Genomic DNA, 23,561 nt, shown 5'->3' with positions numbered 1-23,561 from the left:
GCCTGCACCATATTCACCTAGCGAGTCGATCATGTCCGTCATCTGGCACCTCAAACCCCATGCCGAGCTGAGCAAGGCCGAACTCTACGCTGCGCTGCAGCTGCGTACCCAGGTCTTCGTCGTCGAGCAGAACTGCCCGTACCTGGAAGTCGATGGCCTCGACTTGCAAGGCGATACCTGCCATTTGCTGGGCTGGCAGGGTGAGCAACTGGTGGCTTACCTGCGCCTGCTCGACCCGGCGCTCAATGATGGCGAGGTGGTGGTCGGTCGTGTAGTGACAGCGGCCAGCGCCCGCGGCACAGGGTTGGGGCACGGCATGCTGGAGCAGGCTCTGCAAGCCTGCGCCCAGCGCTGGCCAGGCGTTCCCGTGTATATGTCCGCCCAGGCCCATCTGCAGGGCTACTACGGCCGCTACGGTTTCATCGCGGTGACTGACGAGTACCTGGAAGACGACATTCCGCATATCGGCATGCGCCGCGAGGGCTGATCGCCACTGTAGGCCAATGGAAATCCCGAGCCGCGACCGGCAACTCATTGCACCTATTCACCGCCGGACATGCCCATCCGGCTGTAACCGCCGACCCTGTCGCGCTTTACCGTCATGCCAAATGAGGCAAGCGATTGAAAGCAACCGAAAAAAATCGCCCGATGGGCTTCGCCAAACCGATTTCTGCTGATATCATGCGCGCCGCCTGGGAAGATGCCGGAGTGGCCGAACGGGACGGATTCGAAATCCGTTGTATCAGCGATGGTACCTAGGGTTCAAATCCCTATCTTCCCGCCATATCTAAAGCCTAAATCCATGAAATTCATAGAGTTTCGTGGACTTTTGCTATCTGCGGCATGCAAAGTGTCAAAAGCAGGCCAAGGCCTGTGGGATCAGTCTTGGAGCAGGGGCCACATTCTGGCTACATGTACCAAGGCAAGAATCCATACCGCGTCATCTTCAGTTTGATAGACAAAGCGGTCATTTTCGTGGGGAGCAAGTTCTCGGGTGCCCGCGACCTTTCCCCATTTCCCCTTGCCGGGAAAGTCAGCCAGAGTGGATGCAGCAGTGCTGATTAGCTCATCCATATGCACGGCAGCGACGGGGTTATCGGCAGCGATATAGTCCCAAATGTCCAGACGATCCTGCTCAGCTTCAGGCGCCCAGATAACCTTCATTCGTGACCCAATGCCTTAGCACGACGTGCGGCGAAGGCAGCTTCAACGTCTTCATTGGCGCGGCCACGACCAGCTTCTACTGAGGCCCTAGTTACTACAGCTACCTTGCGCTGAACAAACTCATCATGCTCCTTGGCTTGCTGCTGGCGAATGAAGTCGCGCATCAGGTCACGCATTACCTGTGAGGCTGGCAGGTGAACGGCTTGTGCAGCAGCCATGAACCCTTCGCGCAATTCAGGCTCAAGTTTCAGATTGAAAACAGCTTCTTTGGCCATGCGGGTTTACCTTTGTTCGTGTGTACGACGTATATACGTTTTGGATGCGTGTTAAGCCAAGACGTCGATACCGAGAAGCCACCAGCACATGAGGCCTAGGGCGTGGTCAGCTCTATAAAACGCTGATAATCGCTTACCGGCCCGAGTTTGACAGCGCCCTGCAGGTGATCCGGCGCAAGGTGCGCATAGCGTATGGTCATAGCCAGCGATTACTGCCAACGTCACTGTGTGGTCGATGTTCGTTGTAATTCCTGTGCCAGGCTGCGATGCGGATTCTGGACTCGACCAGCGAACAGAACCCGTACTCGTTGTACCGTCTTAAGGCAGAGCCAGGTTCGGGTTCAAGCAGGCAATTGCGAGAAGCGGGCGCGTTTACTGGACAACGCCACCCAGCTTTCTATTCATACACCTGCGCCAAGCTCTGACCACCTATGGCGATCGATATGGCATCTGCGGTCGCTCTTACTTTTCCTACTACTTCGGCGATGTGAGCCTCATCCTCCACATGAGGCCCGAAGGTAGGTGCGGTCAATGCAGCGATTGCGTCACCAAAATGATTGAGGATAGGGCAGCTGATGTCGGTGATTCCTGGCGCCAGTTCGCTTGGGGAAATCAGATAGCCTTGGATACGAACGTTCTCCAGTTTTTTCTCGAGTGCGCGCTGGTCGGCCTGATTTGCATCGCCCAGCATCATGGAAAGCATCGCCTCTCGCTGATGATCCTTTTGAAAAGCAGCAAGCGTTCTGGCTGATGCATAGCGTGGAGACATTGGTAGAACGCCGCCTACCCGTACGCTCCACCCCATTTCCAACGTATCTGGTTGCGTTTGTGCGATCACCATCAGGCGATTCCCATGGCGAATAACCAGATGGCAGGTGCAGTTGATCTGAGTCGCCAGCGTTTCCATCTTTGTGGTGGCGATTTCAATCAGCCGCCGGGTGGGCGGATGAATGTGGGCAAGCTCGAACATTTTCAGGGTCAATGTGTACAGGCCTGAGCCCGAATCACGGGCTATGTAGCCGCGCCGTTCCAGTGCGCCTAGCACACGAAACACTTCGCTGACCGAGCGGCCTACGCGGTCGGCAACCTCCTTCTGCAAGAGCCCGCCTCGCTGTTCTGCCAGTGCTTCGAGTATGTCGAGGCCTTTTTCGAGCGCAGGCGCGCGGTGCTGGGGTTCGATTTCCATAATTATCCTTGACACCCTAGTAATATCATATACAAAATCATCTCGACAAATATGAAAATAAGACTGGCAGCGCAGGCCCATGCTCAAGCCAGATCCGGGAGAATAATAATGCACAAGCTATTTGTTGGGGCCATTGCGGCCACCCTTCTTGCACTGCTAAGTCCCATTTGCTGGGCAAAGCCATTCACGCTGCGTGTAGCCCACGCTCTAGCCCCTACCGAGCCTATCAATGTTGAGCTGGAAGCCTTTGCCAAGGCGGTCAGCGAGCGCAGTGATGGAAGGCTCAGGATCCTCGTTTTCCCGTCTGAACAGTTGGGAGCCAATCGTGGACTTCTCGAGCAGGTTCGCATGGGAGCCCCGATCATCCAGGTAGCAGACCCTGCATTCATGTCGGACTTCGTTCCTGACTTTGGCGTGCTCAATGGCCCTTATCTGCTCGATCGGCCGCAGGACTTTCAGCGCATTCTCGACAGTCCTTGGTATGCGAACCTAAAGAAGCGGGCAGCGGTGGCCGGGTTTCATCCACTGGCATTCAACTTCTTCTTCGGCAGCAGACATATGCTGGGCGATAAGCCGTTCCGGACTCCGGCTGATCTTGCCGGCGTCACCATGCGCATAGCCCCAAACCCGATCTGGGCTGCGACCTTCGGCTCATTACGGGCCCGAGGAGTGCCATTGCCATGGACAGAGGTCTACAGCGCTCTGTCCCAGAACGTGGTGGCCGCCGTTGAAACTCCTCTGGGGTCGATGGTTGGTGCGCGTTTACAAGAGCAACGTAAAACCTTGTCGCTGACCCGCCATTTCGATGCCTACCTGGGCCTGGTGATGAGTGAAAAGGTTTTCGAGGGAATGGAGCCTGACCTCAGGAACATTCTTACCGAGGAGGCCGAAAAGGCTGGCGATGCGATGACACGCAGAACGCTCGTAAACGACCAGAAAATATTGAAGGATCTGGAAGCGCAGGGGGTCACGGTCATACGTGACATCGACATACAAGCGTTTCGCCAGACGACCCAATCGGTCTACGAGACGATGCCGGGCTGGACGCCGGGTACCTATAGCGAAATACGCAAGATCCTCAGCGACTGAGCTGGCGTAGTTCGACTAACCCTATTTCCTGAATTTTGGTGATTCTTATGACCGATCAACAGAATGTTGAGTCCGGCGGCGAACAGCTGCGCTTCTCGGATCTGCTACTTGAAGAAATGCTTGCTGGTATCGCACTGGTAATTGTCGTCAGTGGTGTGGCGTGGGGCGTGATCACTCGCTACATAACTTCGGCACCTGCCGCGTGGAGTGGCGAACTGGCTACCATCGCCTTTGCCTGGCTGGTTTTTCTCGGTTCCGCGGCCGTATTTCGGCGCTCGGGCCACATCATGATCGACTCTCTCCTGCGGCTGCTTCCCGTGAAGCTGTCGCGCGCTGTTCAGGTGATCGCTGCCGTGGTGGTGCTCATTACCCTGATATCTCTAACGGCACTGGCGAGCAGTTTTACTCTGGAAACAATGGACGTACCAACGACAATTCTGCGGCTTCCGCAAGCGGTGGTTTATGCCTCGGCGGCACTCGGATTCTTTCTGATGGCCGTCCGACATGCCGCGGCAACATGGGAAAAACTCTCCACTGAGGAGGTGCGCCCATGATTATCTGGCCACTCTTGCTAGTACTCGTCCTGCTGGTACTCAGTGTTCCTGTTGCCATCGCACTGATAGCACCCAGCTTGCTGTACTTCTATCTTGACGGTGCGCTGCCTATGGGCATTTTTGCCCAGAAAATGGTGTCCAGCACCGAGTCGTTCCCGTTGCTTGCCTTGCCGTTCTTTATTCTTGCCGGCGCGATAATGAATGCGGCGGGTATCACACGTCGTCTTCTAGGCTTGGCTGATGCCTTCGTGGGCCACTTCATTGGTGGTCTGGCGCAAGTCAGTGTGATCATGGCGACCATGATGGGCGGGCTCACCGCATCGGCCAATGCCGATGCCGCGATGCTGTCCAAGATGCTCGGCCCGACCATGATCAAGAATGGCTATCCGCGGGGCTTCGCCGCAGCGGTGGTGGCCTGTTCCTCGATCATCGTCGCGATGATTCCGCCAAGTATCGGATTGATCGTGTACGCCTTCATGGCCAACGTATCGGTCGGGCGTCTGTTTATCGCCGGTATCGCGCCAGGTTTCCTGATCGCAGTCGGCCTGATGATTTCCATCTACTTCATCTCCCGCCGCAGAGGGTTCAAGCCCGTTCGTACGCGAATGGTCAGTGGCAAGGAGCTTTTGAAAGCCTTCGTCGATGCAATCTGGGCGTTGACGATACCCGTGTTTATCGTCGTGGGGCTGCGCTACGGCATTTTCACGCCAACCGAAGCGGGTGCCATTGCTGTTTTCTATGCGGTTTTCGTGGGCGTTGTCTGTTACCGCGAGCTTCGCATCGGGCAATTGCCCGACATCATCCGCGATTCGATTACCACCATCTCGATCGTGATGTTGATCATCTGTGCCGCCGCTGTGTTCGGTTATTACATGGTTTGGGAGCAGATTCCGACGCAGATCGCTTCTGCTCTGATCCAGTTAACCAGCAACCCACTGTTATTGCTGTTGTGTGTGAACCTGATGTTGCTGGTGATCGGCATGTTCCTTGAGGGAACTGCTGCGCTGATCCTGCTGACCCCGATACTGGCACCAGTGGCCGCTTCACTTGATATCGACCTTGTTCACTTCGGTGTGATCATGGTTCTCAACCTTACGCTCGGCGGTGTGACACCGCCTATTGGCACTCTTACCTTTACCGCCAGCAGTACCCTCCGAACCCCTGTCATCGAGACGTTCCGGGAGTCCATTCCACTTCTCGCGACGTTGCTCCTGATCCTGGCGCTGGTGACGCTTTTCCCCCAGATATCGCTAACCCTTCCTGCCCTAATCATGCCTTGAACCTCTGGAGGATCGCATGGATACATCAATTCGCCTTTCGAATGAGGAGCCTCACCTGCCGCTGGAAGGACTTCTCGTCCTTGATTTCAGCCAGTTCCTGGCGGGGCCTTCCGCCGCTTTGCGTCTCGCGGATCTCGGCGCCACGGTCATCAAGATCGAGCGCCCCGATGGTGGTGATTTGAGTCGTCGCTTGTACGTGTCGAACCTGAAAATAGATGGCGATAGCACGCTGTTTCATACCATCAACCGCAATAAGCAAAGCTTTGCTGCTGACCTGAAGAACCCGGACGATCTGGTTAAGGTTCGCAAGCTGATCGAGTCGGCTGACGTAATGATTCAAAACTTTCGACCTGGGATCATCGAGCGCCTTGGGTTGGGTTATGACGATGTAAAGGAATTTAATCCGCGTATCGTCTATGCATCGATTTCAGGTTATGGCAACGAGGGGCCATGGAAAGGCAAACCTGGACAGGATTTGCTCGTGCAATCGCTTTCCGGTCTTGCCTGGATGAGCGGAGATGCCGACAAGCCACCGGTGGCAACCGGTGTGGCCGTGGCCGACATGATGACCGGTGCCCATCTGGTTCAGGGCATTCTGGCCGCTCTCGTCCGTCGCGGCGTCAGTGGGAAGGGCTCGCGGGTTGATGTCAGCTTGATGGAGTCGATCCTGGATCTGCAGTTCGAGTTCTTCAGCACCTTTCTCAACGATAACGAGCGAGCGCCAGTGAGAAGCGGGGTATGCAGTGCAAGCGCTTATCTTGCTGCGCCCTATGGCATCTATCCGACTCGCGATGGGTTTCTGGCACTGGCGATGATGCCGATCCAGAAACTGGCCGAGATGCTCGAGAGTCCTGAACTAGGGATCTATGCGGCCGATCCGGACACCTGGTTCAGCCATCGCGACCTCATCAAATCCATCATTCGTGACTGCCTGTCCTCCCGTTCGACAGCGGATTGGCTAACGCTTCTGGAGCCAGCGGACATCTGGTGTGCAGAGGTTATGGACTGGCCAACACTGGTCGCGCACGACGGATTCAAGGCTTTGGACATGATTCAGAACGTATTCACCGCCAGCGGCGAGCGCGTCCGCACTACACGCTGCCCGATACGGTTCGACGGTCGCGTCCTGCGCTCGTCCAAAGGGGCCCCAAAAGTGGGCGAAGACAATGCCGCCATTCAGACAACCTTCAACCTTTGAGGTATCGATATGATCATCGAGCGTTATTTTGAGAACTATGACATTGGCGAAACGTTCCTCACTTCCGGTCGTACCATCACGGAAGCGGACATCGTTCTTCATGCTGGACAAACCGGGGATTTTTTCCCCCACCACATGGATGCGCAATGGTGCGCGACTCAGCCGTTCAAGCAACGTATCGCTCACGGCACGTTGATCTTTAGTGTCGGAATAGGCATGGCGGCCAGTGTGATCAATCCGCAAAGCATGTCGTATGGCTACGATCGCTTGCGCTTCGTCAATCCGGTGCATATCGGCGATACGATCCGTGTCCGTTCGACGATCGAGGAGAAGAAAGACCATAAGCGTGCCGAAGTCGGCCTGGTTATCGAGAAGGTCGAGGTACTCAAGCAGGATGATAGTCTCGCGCTCGTCTGCCATCACATCCATATTGTGAATCGCAGGAGCTGCTGACGTGACCGAGATCTCCGTACTCAATTGGCAGCACCGCCGTGCAACCGGGCCAATCGAGGCCGCGATTGAGCGGTTTCAGGATGCGAACCCAAGCATTTCAGTGAAGCACTCGACACGCCCGTTGAGCGACTTCGAACACCAGGGCATCGATACCATTGCCCGGCAGTATGACCTGATCATTTTCGATCATCCTTTTTGCGGGGTGATCAGTCAGAGCGCTTGCTTCGAGCCGTTGGAGCTCCTGATCCCGGATTTACTGGGCGAGGAACAGGGCAGTCGCTACATCGGTAACAGCCTTGCCAGCTACCGCTTCGCAGGGCATCTATGGGGAGCGCCCATCGATGGCGCTACTCAGCATGCCCTGTATCGAGCCGATCTGATGGCGAGATTTGGCGTCGTACCGAAGAGCCATGCCGATGTTCTCCAGCTTGGAACCGAAGTGCGCAAGGCTGGGCTGTATTTGGGAACAGCCATCGATACACCACACGCAATTCTCTCCATCTGGTCATACATGGCTAACCTCGGGCAACCGGTATTGGCTGACGAAAAGAGCATTCTTGATATTCCCGCTGAAAGCTTTGCGCAGGCCTATACCGCTGTTGCCGATGTGCTCGCACTGTCCGCGCCAGAGGCGGCACATTGGAACAGCATTGATCTCCACCAGGCGATGGGGGAGCGTGACGACATCGTATATGCCCCCGTTGTCTACGGTTATGCGGCCCATGGAGAGCATGATCACTCTCGGCCGCTCAGCTTCGCCAACTTTGCCGGTGTTCGTGCACCCTATGAAGCAGGCTCGGCCATAGGTGGTACGGCACTTGGCCTGTCACGTTATTCAAAGGCCAAGACAGAGGCGCTTCAGTTCATGCGATTCATCCTGGGGGACGAAGTACAGACCCGCATAGTTGGTGAGCATCATGGTCAAGCGGCAACGCGTGACGGATGGCTGCAGAGCGATCTCGACGCTCGTTTCAACCACTTTTTCAGTGCCGTACGAGGTTCGATGGAAACCGCCTGGGTTCGCCCACGGTTTGCTGGTTACATCGATTTCCAGCGCAGTGGCGGCGAGATTGTCGCAGAGGGACTAAGAGCGGGTACTGCTGCTGAAAAGGTTCGTGAAAAGCTACTTTCACTAATATAGCTTCGTGCCTTCACCGGGTTGGATGGTGTATCACTTTTTAGCCCGGTTTAAGTCATCTCATCGCCCAGCTTCTCTCAAGGCTGCATCAAGTATTTTCGTTTTCATATTCAGTGAGCTCGCACCATCCCAATATGTATTGCGACGTAACGGAGCCCCTATATTTCCGATATATCTAAATCATAAGCAGATGAAATTAATAGGGCTTATGTGGAGTCCTCTGTCCGATGCGTAAAGGCAACTCGATGCCTATCCGCGTTGTTCTTTGTTTAACCAGAGAAGCTCCTGGCCTTCGCCAGGAGCTTCTCGGCTCAGACCGTATCCAGATCGGAGGCCTGGTGCCGCTCCGGCACTTGCTCCGAATCATCGCCCCAAGTGCGATTGACCCGCCGGCCACGCTTGACCGCTTCGCGATTGACTATCTCATCGGCCCAGCGCAGTACGTGGGGGTATTCATGAACGGCGAGGAACTCCGCGGCCGAATACACGTTGCCCCTCACTAGTTCGCCATACCAGGGCCACACGGCGATATCAGCGATGGTGTAGGTGTCGCCTGCCAGGTAGCGATGCTCGGCGAGCCGCTGATTCAGCACATCCAGCTGACGCTTGGCTTCCATGGTGAACCGATTGATTGGGTATTCGAGCTTTTCCGGCGCATAGGCGTAGAAATGCCCGAAGCCGCCGCCCAGATAGGGCGCCGCTCCCATTTGCCAGAACAGCCAGTTGAGGGTTTCGGTACGGCCTGCCGGATCTGCAGGCAGGAACGCGCCGAATTTTTCCGCCAGATAAAGCAGGATCGATCCGGATTCGAACACGCGGATGGGCGTACCCGCACTCTGGTCGATCAGTGCCGGAATCTTCGAGTTCGGATTGACCCCGACGAAGCCGCTGGAGAATTGATCCCCCTCGGAAATCCGGATAAGCCAGGCATCGTATTCGGCATCGCCATGCCCCAGTGCGAGCAGTTCCTCCAGCAGGATGGTCACCTTCACGCCGTTGGGCGTGGCAAGCGAATAGAGCTGCAACGGATGCTTGCCGACCGGCAGTGCCTTCTCGTGGGTTGCGCCTGCGACAGGCCGGTTGATCTTGGAGAACTGGCCACCGGAAGTCTCAAGGTGTTGCCAAACCTTCGGCGGTACATAGGTAGATTGGGTCATCGATTCCTCGCTATCGGCTTCATGAGCAATGCATTCGAGAGCAAGGCTATCTGGATTTAGCCCGGGGTTCGAATGCGTATTGCGCATGCCTATCATCGATTCGGCTGATACTGCCAACTGCGATGCCTGGTTCATCCGTCTAGGCGAACGTTTGTTTCGGCCGAAAACGGACATATCCATTTGGCAGCTCCTTGGCGACCCTTATTGAAGGCTATACGGCAGTTCGTACGCGGGGCAGGGCGAGCACTACAAACCATTTCGAGTGCACGCGTGCAGGGTAGCGAGACGGCGCATAAGCACCTCCTGCACCATTTGATTGTTTGGGAATCGAGAACAGTGATAAGCAGACTCGCGAGTTTATCCGTCGCGGAGGTACCTCTACAGTCTCCTTTCCAAGTAAACAGATAAGGAGACGGCCATGGCCACGCGTGACGTTATTTTCCCTGCAGGGCGGCAGGCGATCTATGAGCGAGACCGTTACTCCCCTGCCATTCGTTCGAACGGCTTTCTCTTCGTGTCGGGTCAGGTGGGAAGCCGTGAAGACGGATCACCCGAGCCGAACCTGGAGAAGCAGGTCAGATTGGCGTTCGAAAACCTCAACGCAGTGCTGAAGGCCGCAGGCTGCACCTTCGATGACGTCGTCGATGCCAGCGTGTTTCTGGTCAATCCCGAAGCGATATTCGAGACCGCCTGGAGCGTCGTGCCTGAATTCTGGGGCAATGCTCCGCATCCGACGCTGACGTGCATTGGCGTAACCTGGCTGAATGGTTTCCAGTTCGAGATCAAGGTCATCGCCAAGCTGCCGGATGCCTGAACTGCAATGCGCCGCGCTCGCCTGTTCTGACCCTCACTAAGCTGCCGTAGCCATTTGCTGATGGTCACCGAGGCCAATAGGGGGACAGATCTAAGCGCGGGCACTGCAGCGGGCGTTCTTCTTCTGCAGGATCATCGACGCTTCGTTGTAGGCCTTCTGGAAGGCGTCACTGCTGATCCAATGCATTGCCGCGTCTTCGTCTTCATCGTGGAAGATCCCGCGATAGGTGATCAGCAGGCCCATCATGAAGTCGGTCGCCGGATCTTCCGCTTCCTCTGCGACCACCAGCTCCAACACCGGGTATTGCAGGAACACCAGGCACATCGCCAGCAGGCTGATGCCTTCACCCACTTTCATGGCCTGGAACAGATCGTCGAAATGTGCCGGGTCGAAACCGTTCTCCTCGATGTCTTTGAAATCGAAGGTGCTCAGGTCGATTTCGACATCATCGAAGGGTTCATTGATCAGCGGATTGGCCAACACCGGATGTACGACATTGGCCTTGGGCTTGCCCATACGGTTCTGCTTGGCCTTGGCTTTGGCCCGCAGGGCACGTTTTTGCTGCTTATCAGAGGAGGCCATGGAGGCGAGTTCCTTGTCCAGTGCAGCCATATTCATGGCTCGGGATATCTGGCGCACATTGTATTCAGTCTTGCCAGGTTCGTCGGCCAAACGGGACAGATTTATTTTTGCTGCTCTGAATTTCCGCATCCGGACAGAGGCGGGGTGTTCAGGATGATGAAAATAAATCCGTCCTCTTTTCCCTGATACCGTGAAATCGGCTGGGTTAACCTGATTTCAAGATAATCCACCACTCGACTTTTAACCCGGTTGCGGATCAAAGGTGCCGGGTTTTCGTAGCGAGTAGAGCGATACCGGAAAGAGTGCCATCGCGGCCGTGATAGCGACGGTTGCTGTCGCGGTGGTCACGCCCAGTTGATCGCCGGCATACCCATACAGGATTGGCGACAACGCACCTGAGCCGATCGTGCCTGTGTAGAAGATCGAAAAAGCCTTCTCCAGTTTTTTCGGATCGACAACGTCGGTCACGGATCCATACAGCACTGACGACGTGCCATTGAGCACCGCGCCGAGCAGTGGAAGCACCAGCAGGACGATGCCGAGCGGTGCCGAAAGCACGACCCCTATCAGCAGCGCCGTCGCCAGCTCGGTAACGATGACGGTCTTGATGGCTCCGATCGAGTCTGCCATCCAGCCACAGAAGAATTTCCCCAAGGCTCCACCGATGAACACCAGAGTCAGGCCCATGCCTATCTGGGCCAGAGAGCCGCCGTTTTCCTTGATGATGAACGGCAGGAAGATCAGCAAGCCCATGCGCACGGCGCTGTCCAATATCGCCGTGCACAATAAAGCATGAAAGGCCCCGGGGTTGTCCTGAACGGGCAGCGCGCCGGGCGCGAGGTTGGCGCTGTCCTGGCGCGCTGGGGTTTCAGCCGACGCCTGCCTGAGCAGTGAGCCGATGCACAGCGCGGCGAGTACCGCGATACCCGCATACAGTGTGACCGCGTAGCCATAGGCAGTATGGGTCAATAGCAGCGCGGCGGACGCCGGTAACAGCGACTTTCCGAGATCGCCGGAAAAGTTGTAGAGACTCAGTGGCCTTTTCGCATTTCGCCCGTAGGCCCTGGACACCAGTGCCGAGGCGACGGGGTGTTGGGCGCTGGCCCCGATGCCCGCCAGCACCAGGGCCATGCCGAGTGTCGTGGCGCCTCCTGCCCAGCCCGCCGCCAGCCAGCCGATACCCGTCACCAAGGTGGTGATCACCAGGAGGTACTCGGGTCTGATCCTCGTCGCGAGTGTCGAGGCGGGAATCTGCAAAGACGCCAGGGTAAGGGCGTAGGCGCTCCTGAGTATGCTCAACCATACATAGCTGAGCATGAACATTTCCTGCCAGATGGGGAGGAAGACATACACGAGGTCGCTCAGGCCGTCATGGGTGGCATGGGCCACGCACGCCGCGACAAGTGTTTTCTTCTTCGCCGCTTTGTCGTCACCTGGGGCATCGTTTGCAGTCGGAGTGGGGGTCATGTTATCTGCCGGTCGTAGCGTTGGTCAGTGTTGCGGAAAAGATTTCTCCAGCATGCCGCTGGTGCATGAAGCTGAGCTGCCGGGATGCATCGGCCCCAGGTTGGCGTGGACGTTCGCCGTGGCCGGCTGCGGGGTCGTTCCCTATCGGCTCAAGGCCTGAATGATGCCGAGTCGATGGGCGATTGCCCGGGCGCCGACCATGAAGTACAAGGAGCAAATGATGGACACGCCCATTCTGTCGCGGCGTTCGGTTGGGGTGGTAATGAAAGGAATTTATGCCCCATGAAGTTATTTCGGAGACCAGCACATGCAGTTGAGAAGACTTCCTTCGATGGTCTCGCTGAGGGGATTCGAAGCCTGTGTGAGGCATTTGAATTTCTCGCAGGCAGCTGCCGAGCTGCACATCACCCAAAGCGCAATCAGTCACCAGATAAAACAACTGGAAGACCTGTTGGGCGTCGAGCTTTTCGAAAGACAATCGGGAGCCATGAAGCTCACCCGCAACGGTGCCGAGCTGCTGCCCGTCGTGCGGGTGTTTTTCAAGGAGATGAGCCGCGTTGTCGATGGTTTTGAAAGAGGCGAGCGAAGGATCCCCGTGCTGGAAGTCTTCGTGCATGACTCGTTCGCCAATACCTGGTTGATACCCCGCCTGCCGAGGTTTCAGGCGTTATGTCCAGGTATCGGGATCAAACTCAACACCGAGGAGTTCGCCCGATTCGACAATGCCAACGCGCAGGTCGCCATAAGGCTCGAGACGCGCGCTGCCAGCTGGCCGGGGCTGTATTCGGAGTTCATCTTCGCCGAGCGGATCTTTCCGGTTTGCAGTGCCGCTCTGATCGAGGCGCTGGGCCTTCCTGCCGCGGCAGACGATATCCTCAGGTATCCGCTCATCCTGCGCTCGAGAAGCAAATTGAACGGGCAGATGGTGTCCTCACCGTCCTGGGAGTACTGGCTCGATCATCACGGCGTTGCTGGCGAGTCGCTGAATTGCGCGTTGAGCGTGCCACACACCAGCATGGCAGTACTGGCGGCGCTCCGAGGTCTGGGCGTGGCGATGGCGCGCACCTCCCATATCAGCGATGAGCTGAAGACCGGCGAATTGCAGAAGCTGTTCCCCGATGAGCTGGACACCGACAGCGGCTACTACTTCTTGTGCGCGCAAGGGAAGGAGAAGATTCCTGAAATCCAGGCTTTCATGAGCTGGGTGAAAGTGCAGGCGTGCTCCTCGGTCGAATAGTCCGATGAGCGCATACGGATCGGAGAGGCGGTGGCTCGATAGCCCTCGTTTCCTACCCGATCCCGAACGGCGCTCTTAGCAGGTGAACGAAGATGGTGTCGATGAAGCGCAAATTGAAGCGAATCTAGCTGACCGCCGGCAATCCGCCTGAAACATATTTGTAACACAGCCTTCATAAAATCATCGTACTTCTCCCTTCCGTTCGAGTTTTTCATGAGCCTTGGTCGTTCGCTGCGTGCCCAATTGGTGTTGCTGATTGGCGGTGCTCTGGTGTTGATGTTGCTGATTGCGCTGGCGGGTTTTGCGCTGCTGTCGCGGCAGTTGGATGGTTATCAGGCGTTGCTCGGCGGTCCTCTCGAAGAGGCGCGGCAGGTGGATGCGGCCAACCTGGCGTTCAAGATCCAGGTGCAGGAATGGAAGAACGTGTTGCTGCGCGGCTCCGACGAAACGCAGCGCAATCGTTACTGGCAGCAATTTCAGGAAGAGGAAGGGCGGGTGCAGACGCAGATTGGGCACTTGATCGAAACGGCGGGCAGTGCCGAGCTTCGCCAGCGCCTGAGCGAATTGCGCCGTGCACATGCCGAGATGGGCCAGGCCTATCGCCGTGGTTACGAGGCCTTTGTCGCGGCCGGGTTTTCCGCTCAGGCCGGCGATGCGGCGGTGAAGGGCATCGACCGGGCGACCACCGAGCAGTTGTCGGCACTGGTCAACGAACTGCACGAACGCAGCCAGGCGAGTGCCATGCAACTGAGCGAGATCGCCCAGCGCAGCGTGCTGTTCGGCAGCCTGGCGATGCTCGGGCTTGGCGTACTGCTGGCGCTGTTCAGCGCCTGGCTGGTCAATCGGCGCATCACCACGCCGCTGTTGCAGGCGACTGGGCAGCTCGATCTGCTCAGCCGCGGGCAGTTCGGTGAACGCCTGAGCGAAGGCCGCGAGGACGAAGTGGGCCGTCTGGCTCAGGCGGCCAATCGCCTGCGCGAGTTCATGCAGACGCTGTCGCAGCAACTGCGCCGTGGTACGGGCGAACTCGATGCCGCGACCAACGACCTGAGCAGCGTGGCCGGGCATATTGGCCACGGCATTCGCGAGCAGTTTTCCCGTACCGATCAGGTGGCCACGGCCATGCATGAGATGAGTGCGACGGCCGAGGAGGTCGCGCGGCATTCCGCCACGGCGGCGCGAGCGGCGGATGAAGCCGATCAGGCCGCGCAGGAAGGCGAGGCGACCATGGCCCGTACCATCGCCACCATCGAGCAGATGCACGGCGAGATCACTCGCACCTCGGAAGTGATCACGCGCCTGGAAAGCGACAGCGAGCGCATCGGCAGCGTGCTGGAAGTGATCCGTGGCATAGCCGACCAGACCAACCTGCTGGCTCTCAACGCCGCTATCGAAGCGGCGCGGGCTGGCGATGCGGGCAGGGGCTTCGCGGTGGTCGCTGACGAGGTGCGCAATCTGTCGTTCCGTACCGCCAGTTCGATCAGCGAAATCCATCAGTTGATCGCCAATGTGCAGAGCGCTTCGAAGGAGGCGACTGCGGCCATCAACGCCGGCGCTCAACAGAGTGCTGCGGGCCGTGCCCAGGTCGGTGTGGCCGGCGAGCGCTTGCACAGCATCACCCTGGCGGTGGAAGCGATCCGCGACATGAACCGCCAGATCGCCACTGCGGCCGAGGAGCAAACCTCGGTCGCCGAAGACATCGCCCGCAACCTGGTCGAGATCGTTTCCATCGCCCAGAGCAACGAGACCGACCTGCAGCGCAGCGAGTCGGCGAGCCGTGCCATGCAGGGGCTGTCCGGCGATCTGTCGACGTTGGCGGCGCGCTTGAAAGACTGATCGAGCGAGCCGCGCCGATTTTGAAAAATGACACGTCCATAGGGCTGGCAGCCGTTTGACCAATGCGTTCCACCGCCAGCGCGATGCCAAACACTGTGGTTGTAAACTGGCGGTTGTAAATACGGGGGATGGCCTTTGCGTGACCGTTCTGACGATCACCAGGCGCGATGAACTGCTGACTAGCCATTTTGTTTCATCAGCTCTGAGCGGGTGACTCCTGAAGTCTGAAGCCGGCCAGTACCCCGACGATGGCTGTCTCCGGCGATTGCTGACGAATAACCTAAGGCTGTGGCCGACATTTGAGCACGCCCCATGGCCGCTTCATGAGCGTCAACGAAGTCGACGCCAGGCATCATGCCAATTCCTGGCACAGCATTTCCAAAAATGCCGCTACGCCCTTGGGAAGGGTTCGCCCCGCCAGGGTTTGTATTTCTATCGTTCGCGAACTCATTTCCCTGTCTTTGATGGGCAGTACCGCCAGGCTGGCTCGGTCACTGTGATGACGCACGGATAGCTCTCCGAACAGCGTCACACCGCCTCCTGACAATGCGAAGTTGATGAGCGCATTTACGTAGTTGCTGACCATCACCGGTTCCAACAGCAAGCCTTGGCGACTGCAGCTGATGTCGAACAGGTTGCGAATGCTGGTGCTTTCGAGCGGAAGAGCTAATGGATAGCCGCTTAGTTGTGCGAGGGTGACCTGCTTGCGAGTCGCCAGTGGATGATCGCGACTCATGATGGCATTGACCGGGGACGAGATTCTTTTTTCGACCCGAATACCTCTGGCTGGCGGTGGGCTCAGGGTCAGGCCGATGTCGCTGACGCCTTCCTGAACTCTGCGCGTCACGTTGCTGTTGGAGCATGCGATCAGCTCAAAGTGGATGCCGCTGTAGCGTTCACGAAAGCGGCTGATCAGATAGGGCAGGTAATAGGTTGCGGGCCCTTCGATGCTGGCAATACGCACCTTGCCTTTCTGTATCCCTTCTAGCCCGGTGATCTCGTTTACCACGCGCAAGGCTTCGAGCCGAGCCTTGCGGGCATGGTCGGCCAGCAGCTCACCTGACGGGCTCAGGCGCATGCCCGAGTTCTGGCGTTCGAACAGCTGGGTTCCCAGCTCCGCCTCCAGATGCGAGATCTGTCGGCTGACCGCAGAAGGTGCGACGTGCAGTTGCACGGACGCTTTGTTGATCGAGCCATAGCGCACTACAGCCAGGAAATAGCGCAGCGCCGTATCGATCAGAACGCGTTCGGTCATGCCGGGTACTCCACCGTTGTGCTATTGCCGAAAAGGCAATACGACGTTCGAAAAATACATCTAACGGCATGCTTTTCGCGAGCGATAGTATCGAATTCGACTTAGGGGTCACGGCTTGCCAAGGTGAATATCTCGACTCCTCACAGACAACTGACACAGCGAAGGGTACGAGACGATGCAGAAGCTGAACTCCACTCGCCGCGGTTTGCGGGCCATGAGCCTGCTGGCGACAATCGCAATGGCAGGTACGCTGCCGGTAGCCAACGCCCATGCCGAGACCACTGTCCGAGCGGTGATGCATGCGGCGCTGCGCGCACTGGATCCGGTAGCCAGCAGCGCGACCATCACCCGCAACTACGGCTACATGGTGTACGACACCTTGATCGGTCTGGACGAGAACAACGAGCCAAAACCGCAAATGGCCGACTGGAACGTCTCCGAAGATGGCCTGACCTACAGTTTCCGCCTGCGTGACGGCTTGTTGTGGCACGACGGAACGCCGGTGGCATCCAAGGATGCGGTGGCCTCGCTCAAGCGCTGGGGAGTTTTCGATGCTGGCGGTCAGTTGCTGATGGAGCACGTCGCAAGCCTGGAGCCAGTGGACGACCAGCAGTTCGAGCTGAAGCTGTCTGCGCCTTTCGGCGACACCATCGACCTGATCTCCAAACCGTCAGCCGTGGCGGCTTTCATCATGCCGGAGAAGGTCGCGTCTGCCGAACCGGGCCAGCCGCTGGCGAACCACATCGGTTCCGGCCCCTTCGTGTTCGTCGACGAGCAATACCAGCCTGGGGTCAAGGCGGTATTCACCAAGTTCGCCGACTACAAGCCCCGTAGCGAGGCGCCTGCCGGTACTGCCGGCAGCAAAGAGGTGTACGTGGATCGCGTCGAGTGGATCCACATGCCCGACATGCAGACCACGATCAATGCCATCAACAGCGGCGATATCGATTATATCGAGCGCACTCCCTACGACCTGTTGCCGCTCGTGGAAGGCAGCCCGGAGATCAAGAACGAAGTACTCGACCCCCTGGGCATGCTGACCGTGGCGCGTATGAACTTCCTGCAGCCGCCATTCGACGACGTGCGTATCCGTCGCGCGGCGCTGCAAGCCATCGGCCAGAAAGACGTCATGGCCGCGCTGGTGGGCGACCCGCGTTATTATCAGACATGCGGGTCGGTGTACGGCTGCAACATTCCCCAGTCGACCGAGGCCGGCGCACAGTCGCTGACCGCCGACGGCAATCTGGACGAGGCACGCCGTTTGTTGAAGGAGGCCGGTTACCAGCAGACCCCGGTGGTCATCCTGCAACCTTCCGATGTTGCGACCCTGGCGCCGCAGCCAGTGGTGGTGGCCCAGGCGCTGCGCAAGGCGGGCTTCAACGTCGAGTTACGACAGATGGACTGGCAAACCCTGGTCAGCCAGCGTGCGAGCCAGAACCCACCGTCCGAAGGCGGCTGGAACATGATGTTCACCAACTTCACCGTGGACAGCATGTGGAGCCCGACCATCAATCCAACATTGATTGCGACCGGTACCGGGGGCAGCTGGTTTGGCTGGCCGACCGACCCGACACTTGAGCAGCTGCGCACTGACTTCTCCGTGGCTACCACGCCTGCAAAGCGCATGGAGCTGGCGACCGCGGTGCAGCAGCGAGCGATGGATGAGGTGATCGTTATACCGCTTGGGCAGTTCCAGAGCGTGACGACCTGGCGCGAGGAGCTGAGCGACATCGTGACCGGTCCGGTCACTGCATTCTGGGGCATGCGCAAAGCCAAGTGAGGCTGCGCCGCCCGCCCAGGTGGCGCGGCGCTTGAGCCAACACCACGTCTTTCTGGGAGCCTTCCATGCTGAGTTACTTCATCCGCCGATTACTGATGGCCATTCCGGTCATGTTGGTTGTCGCGCTTTCCGTTTTTTTGCTGTTGCGGCTCTCGCCCGGCGATCCGGCCACCATCATCGCTGGCGACATGGCCAACCCTGAGCAGGTCGCTAATATTCGCCGTGCACTGGGGCTCGATCAGCCGATTCATAGCCAGTTCCTGATCTGGATCGGCAACCTGCTGCAAGGTGACTTCGGCACGTCGCTGATCTCCCAAATACCGGTGTCCAGCATGATCACCCAGCGCCTGGAGCCAACCATCAGCCTGGCACTGGCTGCCATCCTGATCACCGTACTGGTTGCTGTGCCGCTAGGCGTGGTCGCGGCCTGGCGGCAGGGTAGCTGGATCGACAATGTGGTGATGTCCACCTCGGTTATCGGCTTTTCGGTTCCGGTATTCGTGATCGGCTACCTGTTGATCCAAGTGTTCGCCATCGAGTTGCGCTGGTTGCCGGTGCAGGGTTTTCGCAGCATGGATCAGGGCGTTGCCGAGTACCTGAGGCGCTTGGTGCTTCCCGCGCTGACGCTGTCCTCGGTGTACATCGCCCTGATCGCTCGCATGACCCGCGCCAGCATGCTCGAGGTGTTGCAGGAGGATTACATTCGCACCGCCCGCGCCAAGGGGCTCAGCCAGCGTGTGGTGCTCTTTCGCCATGCACTGCGCAATGCCGGTGTGCCCATCCTCACGGTGATCGGTGCGGGTTTCACGCTAATGGTGTCGGGCGTGGTGGTGACCGAGAGCGTGTTCAACATTCCCGGTCTTGGTCGGCTCATCGTCGATGCGGTACTGGCGCGTGATTACCCGGTGATCCAGACGTTGATCCTGCTCACCGCCGGCCTATACGTGGTGATCAATCTATTGATCGACCTCTCCTACGCAATCACCGACCCAAGGATCCGTTACTGATGCAAGCACGGACTCATCCTCATTCCCTGCCGGTGGCTCGTGGCTTCCAGCGGTTGCTCTCGGGGCTGTTGCGGGGGCGGCCGAAAGGCGCAACGCTGCTTGCAACGCTCTTCCTGATCATCGTGGTGCTGATGGCGGTTTTCGCGCCGCTGATTGCCCCCTTCGACCCCACCGAGCTGTCTCCTGGCGACCGCTTGAAGCCCATGAGCGCAGAGCACTGGCTGGGCACTGATGCCTATGGCCGGGATCTGTTCTCACGCGTCGTCTACGGCGCTCGGATTTCGCTGATGGTAGGTATTGGCGTCGCCTTCCTGACGTTGCTGATCGGTATGCCGCTGGGCCTGCTGGCTGGTTATTTCCGCAGCATCGACGCCATTCTGATGCGCTTCATGGATGGGTTGATGGCGATTCCCGGCATCCTCGCGGCAATTGCCATCGTGTCGCTGACCTCGGCCAACCTGTGGACGCTGATGATCGCCATCACGATTCCGGAGGTACCGCAGATCGTGCGGCTGATTCGCTCCCAGGTGCTTTCATCGCGCGAGGAGGCTTATGTCGAGGCCGCGGTGTTGATGGGCACACCCACGCTGACCATCATCTGGCGACACCTGATGCCCAACACGCTGGCTCCGCTGATCGTGCAGTGCACCTATATCTGCGCGGCGGCGATTCTGACCGAGGCGACACTGTCGTTCCTGGGTGTCGGGATCAGTTCAGAGACGCCGACGTGGGGCAACATCATATCGGAGGGGCGCGTCTACTTTCAGCTCAAGCCATCGCTGATCTTCTGGGCGGGCATATTGCTGTCGCTGTGCATTCTCTCGATCAATCTGCTGGGTGATGCGGCGCGTGACGCGCTGGATCCAAAAATGAAGCGCAGGGAGGGCTGAGCCATGAGCACTGACAATCCGGTATTGAAAGTGGACGCGCTGGTGGTGGAAACCGAGAGCCAGGCGCCCAAGCAGATCCTCAAGGGCATTTCGTTCGACATTCACGCCGGGGAAACCCTGTGCCTGGTCGGCGAGAGCGGCTCAGGCAAGTCGGTGTCTTCATTGACCACCATGGGGCTGTTGCCTGGCGGAGCGCTCAAGGCGGTCGCTGGCCGTATCCTGCTCGATGGCGAAGACCTGTTGCAGGCCAGCCCCAAGCGCATCAGCGAGCTGCGCGGCAGCCGTATGGCGATGATCTTTCAGGAGCCGATGACGGCCTTGAATCCGGTGCTTAGCGTTGGCCGGCAACTGGAGGAAGTGCTCGCTCGCCATACCCAGGATGCGGCATCACGGCGACGCGAACGGGTGCTCGAGGCGTTGGAGCAGGTTCACCTGCCTGATATCCAGCGCATCTACGCGAGCTATCCTCATCAGCTATCGGGTGGCCAGCGGCAGCGCATCATGATCGCCATGGCGCTGCTGCTGCAGCCGAGGTTGTTGATCGCGGACGAGCCCACCACGGCACTCGACGTCACCACTCAGCACCAGATTCTCAAACTGATTCGTGAGTTGCAGCACAAGCACGGTACGGCGGTGTTGTTCATTACCCATGATATGGGTGTGGTTGCCGATATCGCCGATCGGGTCTGCGTCATGCACCACGGTGTCATCGTCGAACAGGGCACCGTGCGTGAGGTATTGAGCGCTCCGCAGGAGGCCTACACGCGTGATCTGCTGGCCGCTGTACCCAGCCTTACCCCGCGTCCGTCACGGGCCGAGAAGGCGCAAGCGGTGGTGCTCGACGTGGCGGAATTGCAGAAGATCTACGCAGCACCGCGCCGCTTTTTTCCCTGGTGTAAAACGCGCAGTGCCGGTACGCGGGCTGTGGACAATGTCAGTTTTCAACTGCGCGAGGGGCGTACCCTCGGCATCGTCGGTGAATCCGGCTCCGGCAAGTCAACCGTGGCGCGTTGCGTCATGCGCCTGATTGATCCAACAGGCGGTGGTGTGCGGATTGCCGGGCAGCAGATATCCGAGCTTTCGTCCTCCGGCCTCAGGCCGCATAGGCAACGTATCCAGATGATCTTTCAGGATCCGTACCGCTCGCTCAATCCTCGTCGCACTGTGGGCCAGAGCCTTATCGAGGGGCCGATGAATTACGGCACCACCCGTGAAGTGGCGTTGGCTAATGCGGAGAACCTGCTGAGCCTGGTGGGGCTGCCCGCCGATTCGATCAAGCGCTTTCCACATCAGTTTTCCGGCGGGCAACGGCAGCGTATCGCCATCGCTCGTGCCCTGGCGATGGAGCCAAAGGTGATCGTCGCTGACGAAGCGGTATCGGCGCTGGATGTGTCGGTTCAGGCCCAGGTGCTGGCGCTGCTCGATGACATCCAGCAGCGTCTGGGCATCGCCGTACTGTTCATCACCCATGATCTGCGTGTGGCTGCGCAGATCTGCGACGACGTGTTGGTGATGCAACGTGGTCAGGTGGTCGAGTACGGCCCGGCTGAACAGGTGCTTGGCAATCCGCAAGCCGATTACACCCGGCAACTGATCCAGGTAGCACCCGGGCGCTCCTGGAATTTTGCCGCTTTCTCCCCGGCTCATTGATGACGCTGCGCATCGTCACCGACCCGTCCAAGAACCTGCTTTGAGAAATATACATGAACCCTTGTGATCTGAGCGCCGTAGAGGCGCGCCGCCTGATGGCATGTAAAAAACTGTCTGCGGTGGAGCTGGCAGAAAGCTGTATCGCCCGCGCCGAGGCGGTCAACCCAGCGGTCAATGCGTTGGTCGCCCAGAACTTCGATGTCATGCGCAGCGAAGCCCACGCGGCGCAACGCGCTATTGATCGCGGCGAGCGATTGGGGGCTCTGCATGGCCTGCCGGTGTGTGTGAAGGACATGGTCGACGTCACGGGTTTGCCGACCACCTTCGGCAGTGAGATCTACGCCGACAACATCGCCGCTTCCGATGACCCGATGGTCGCTCAGTTACGTGGCGAGGGCGCCGTGGTGATGGGTAAGGCCAACAACCCGGAGTGGAGCGCGGGTGGCAACACGCGTAATGCCGTGTATGGCGTGACGGCCAATCCCTTCGACCTGACCCGTTCGGCAGCCGGTTCTTCCGGAGGCTCGGCCGTGGCACTGGCCTGTGGGATGGCCCCGTTGGCCACTGGTTCGGATACTGGCGGCAGCCTGCGCAACCCGGCTGCCTTCAACGGCGTAGTGGGCTTTCGTAGTACACCGGGTCTGGTGCCGGGGCACAGCCGTCCGCAGGGTTTGCTACCCATGTCCATCAATGGGCCGATGGCACGTACCGTCGGTGACGTGGCATTGATGCTGTCGGCGATGATCCGCCCGGATCGTCGAGATCCCTGGGTTCCGGTAATAGACGGGCAGGGCGCGCACCAAGCGGAGCCGTATCGCCACCTGCCGCATTTCGACCTGTGTAATGCGCGGGTTGCCTTTACCGATGACTTCGGGTTCGCGATGACAGAGCGACTCATCATGGGTAGCTTTCACGACAAGCTGCAGCGATTTGGTCACGTGTTTGGCCAGCTCGAACAGGTTCACCCCGATTGCGCGGACGCGGACGACACCTTCGCCGTTATCCGCGCCCTGGGCTTTTCTGGCCATCACCGTGACCTCTTGCATCGCTACCCGGATAAGATGGGGCCAAACATCATCGACAATATCCGCGAAGGCGAGAGCTATTCGGCCCTTGACGTAGTGCGCGCATTCACCAACCAGACTCGTCTCTACAGAAGCTGGCAGCGCTTCTTTGAAGACCATGATTTCATCCTCTCACCGACCACCACCATCAGCCCGCGTGACTGGCATGAGCTGTACCCGACCGAGATAGACGGGAAGCCGACGCAAAGTTATTACCATTGGCTGTCGATGGCCTATGCCTCGACGCTTGCCGGGCACCCTTCAGTGACCTTGCCCGCCGGGCGTGATGGCAACGGTCTGCCGTTTGGTCTGCAGATCATCGGGCGCCGCGGCAGCGACCTGCAGACCCTGGCATTTGCCAGTGAGCTTGAGGCGCTGTTTGCCGGCGATAGCGAACTGAGTCGACCACAGGTCAATCTTGACTATCTGACGCGCTCCAGACCGCTGAGCGAGGTTGAAGGCTTTCTCGGCTTCGCCTGAGAGGT

The 23,561-nt window shown here is 58.5% G+C and carries 23 protein-coding genes and 1 tRNA gene; 16 read left to right on the top strand and 8 right to left on the bottom strand.

The window, feature by feature from the left end; translation table 11 throughout:
* Window positions 1-31: 31 nt before the first annotated feature.
* Together DNK06_RS03370 and DNK06_RS03365 are read left to right on the top strand one after the other, a co-directional pair.
* Window positions 32-487, top strand: a complete 456-nt coding sequence (locus DNK06_RS03370) for a GNAT family N-acetyltransferase (protein ID WP_131178620.1) — start codon at window positions 32-34, stop codon at window positions 485-487.
* Window positions 488-694: 207 nt separating this feature from the next.
* Window positions 695-784: transfer RNA gene (locus tag DNK06_RS03365), tRNA-Ser, on the top strand.
* A gap of 95 nt (window positions 785-879) precedes the next feature.
* On the opposite strand, the gene DNK06_RS03360 is transcribed toward DNK06_RS03365, so the two are convergent.
* From DNK06_RS03360 to DNK06_RS03340, 4 genes are all read right to left on the bottom strand, one after another.
* Window positions 880-1,164 (bottom strand): type II toxin-antitoxin system RelE/ParE family toxin, encoded by a 285-nt coding sequence (locus tag DNK06_RS03360; protein WP_131178619.1) that lies wholly within the window; start codon window positions 1,162-1,164, stop codon window positions 880-882.
* A complete protein-coding gene (locus DNK06_RS03355) occupies window positions 1,161-1,439 on the bottom strand; it encodes an antitoxin of toxin-antitoxin stability system (protein ID WP_131178618.1) in 279 nt (92 codons plus the stop codon). The genes DNK06_RS03360 and DNK06_RS03355 overlap by 4 nt, the downstream gene beginning before the upstream one ends.
* 196 nt (window positions 1,440-1,635) lie before the next feature.
* Window positions 1,636-1,788, bottom strand: coding sequence for an integrase core domain-containing protein (locus tag DNK06_RS25485; protein WP_423228042.1), 153 nt, complete (start codon window positions 1,786-1,788; stop codon window positions 1,636-1,638).
* A 48-nt stretch (window positions 1,789-1,836) separates the two neighbouring features.
* A complete protein-coding gene (locus tag DNK06_RS03340; protein WP_165493591.1) occupies window positions 1,837-2,625 on the bottom strand; it encodes an IclR family transcriptional regulator in 789 nt (262 codons plus the stop codon).
* A 108-nt stretch (window positions 2,626-2,733) separates the two neighbouring features.
* Here DNK06_RS03340 and DNK06_RS03335 point away from each other — a divergent pair, with 108 nt between their 5' ends.
* From DNK06_RS03335 to DNK06_RS03310, 6 genes are read left to right on the top strand one after another with little or no spacing between them, the layout of a single operon-like run.
* Entirely contained in the window at window positions 2,734-3,714 is a 981-nt protein-coding gene (locus DNK06_RS03335; protein ID WP_165493592.1) for a C4-dicarboxylate TRAP transporter substrate-binding protein, read from the top strand.
* A 47-nt stretch (window positions 3,715-3,761) separates the two neighbouring features.
* The gene (locus DNK06_RS03330) at window positions 3,762-4,268 is read left to right on the top strand and encodes a TRAP transporter small permease (protein ID WP_131178615.1); all 507 of its coding nucleotides are present in this window, start codon (window positions 3,762-3,764) and stop codon (window positions 4,266-4,268) included.
* Complete coding sequence (locus tag DNK06_RS03325) at window positions 4,265-5,548, top strand: TRAP transporter large permease (RefSeq protein ID WP_131178614.1); 1,284 nt, start codon at window positions 4,265-4,267, stop codon at window positions 5,546-5,548. Before DNK06_RS03330 ends, DNK06_RS03325 begins: the two co-directional genes overlap by 4 nt.
* Before the next feature lie 16 nt (window positions 5,549-5,564).
* Complete coding sequence (locus DNK06_RS03320; RefSeq protein WP_131178613.1) at window positions 5,565-6,746, top strand: CaiB/BaiF CoA transferase family protein; 1,182 nt, start codon at window positions 5,565-5,567, stop codon at window positions 6,744-6,746.
* Window positions 6,747-6,755: 9 nt separating this feature from the next.
* On the top strand, window positions 6,756-7,199 hold the full coding sequence (locus tag DNK06_RS03315; RefSeq protein ID WP_131178612.1) for a MaoC/PaaZ C-terminal domain-containing protein: 444 nt from the start codon (window positions 6,756-6,758) through the stop codon (window positions 7,197-7,199).
* Between the two features lies 1 nt (window position 7,200).
* A complete protein-coding gene (locus tag DNK06_RS03310) occupies window positions 7,201-8,340 on the top strand; it encodes an ABC transporter substrate-binding protein (protein WP_165493593.1) in 1,140 nt (379 codons plus the stop codon).
* Window positions 8,341-8,648: 308 nt separating this feature from the next.
* Here DNK06_RS03310 and yghU read toward each other — a convergent pair whose 3' ends face one another.
* Window positions 8,649-9,494, bottom strand: a complete 846-nt coding sequence (gene yghU, locus DNK06_RS03305; RefSeq protein ID WP_131178610.1) for a glutathione-dependent disulfide-bond oxidoreductase — start codon at window positions 9,492-9,494, stop codon at window positions 8,649-8,651.
* A 418-nt stretch (window positions 9,495-9,912) separates the two neighbouring features.
* Between yghU and DNK06_RS03300 the strand changes: the two genes are divergently transcribed.
* Window positions 9,913-10,308, top strand: a complete 396-nt coding sequence (locus tag DNK06_RS03300; protein WP_131178609.1) for a RidA family protein — start codon at window positions 9,913-9,915, stop codon at window positions 10,306-10,308.
* Between the two features lie 90 nt (window positions 10,309-10,398).
* On the opposite strand, the gene DNK06_RS03295 is transcribed toward DNK06_RS03300, so the two are convergent.
* Window positions 10,399-10,890, bottom strand: a complete 492-nt coding sequence (locus DNK06_RS03295; RefSeq protein WP_131178608.1) for a hypothetical protein — start codon at window positions 10,888-10,890, stop codon at window positions 10,399-10,401.
* 240 nt (window positions 10,891-11,130) lie between these two features.
* Window positions 11,131-12,357 (bottom strand): MFS transporter, encoded by a 1,227-nt coding sequence (locus tag DNK06_RS03290; RefSeq protein ID WP_131178607.1) that lies wholly within the window; start codon window positions 12,355-12,357, stop codon window positions 11,131-11,133.
* 307 nt (window positions 12,358-12,664) lie between these two features.
* Between DNK06_RS03290 and DNK06_RS03285 the strand changes: the two genes are divergently transcribed.
* Window positions 12,665-13,594: a LysR substrate-binding domain-containing protein gene (locus DNK06_RS03285; protein WP_131178606.1), complete on the top strand. Its 930-nt coding sequence runs from the start codon at window positions 12,665-12,667 to the stop codon at window positions 13,592-13,594.
* Window positions 13,595-13,807: 213 nt separating this feature from the next.
* Window positions 13,808-15,430: a methyl-accepting chemotaxis protein gene (locus DNK06_RS03280; RefSeq protein WP_131178605.1), complete on the top strand. Its 1,623-nt coding sequence runs from the start codon at window positions 13,808-13,810 to the stop codon at window positions 15,428-15,430.
* 352 nt (window positions 15,431-15,782) lie between these two features.
* Here the strand turns inward: DNK06_RS03280 and DNK06_RS03275 are convergent, their stop codons facing one another.
* On the bottom strand, window positions 15,783-16,685 hold the full coding sequence (locus DNK06_RS03275) for a LysR family transcriptional regulator (protein WP_131178604.1): 903 nt from the start codon (window positions 16,683-16,685) through the stop codon (window positions 15,783-15,785).
* Window positions 16,686-16,860: 175 nt separating this feature from the next.
* On the opposite strand from DNK06_RS03275, the gene DNK06_RS03270 reads away from it, so the two are divergent.
* The 5 genes from DNK06_RS03270 (at window position 16,861) to DNK06_RS03250 (ending at window position 23,556) form a co-directional block, all read left to right on the top strand.
* On the top strand, window positions 16,861-18,465 hold the full coding sequence (locus DNK06_RS03270; protein ID WP_131178603.1) for an ABC transporter substrate-binding protein: 1,605 nt from the start codon (window positions 16,861-16,863) through the stop codon (window positions 18,463-18,465).
* A gap of 65 nt (window positions 18,466-18,530) precedes the next feature.
* Complete coding sequence (locus DNK06_RS03265; protein ID WP_131178602.1) at window positions 18,531-19,472, top strand: ABC transporter permease; 942 nt, start codon at window positions 18,531-18,533, stop codon at window positions 19,470-19,472.
* Between the two features lie 32 nt (window positions 19,473-19,504).
* Complete coding sequence (locus DNK06_RS03260; protein ID WP_207389953.1) at window positions 19,505-20,362, top strand: ABC transporter permease; 858 nt, start codon at window positions 19,505-19,507, stop codon at window positions 20,360-20,362.
* A gap of 3 nt (window positions 20,363-20,365) precedes the next feature.
* Window positions 20,366-22,012, top strand: a complete 1,647-nt coding sequence (locus tag DNK06_RS03255; RefSeq protein WP_131178600.1) for an ABC transporter ATP-binding protein — start codon at window positions 20,366-20,368, stop codon at window positions 22,010-22,012.
* A 95-nt stretch (window positions 22,013-22,107) separates the two neighbouring features.
* Complete coding sequence (locus tag DNK06_RS03250) at window positions 22,108-23,556, top strand: amidase (protein WP_207389952.1); 1,449 nt, start codon at window positions 22,108-22,110, stop codon at window positions 23,554-23,556.
* Window positions 23,557-23,561: the final 5 nt, after the last annotated feature.

It is taken from the genome of Phytopseudomonas daroniae, assembly GCF_004327285.1.
GTDB lineage: Bacteria > Pseudomonadota > Gammaproteobacteria > Pseudomonadales > Pseudomonadaceae > Aquipseudomonas > Aquipseudomonas daroniae.
This window is presented reverse-complemented; position numbering and strand designations above follow the sequence as displayed.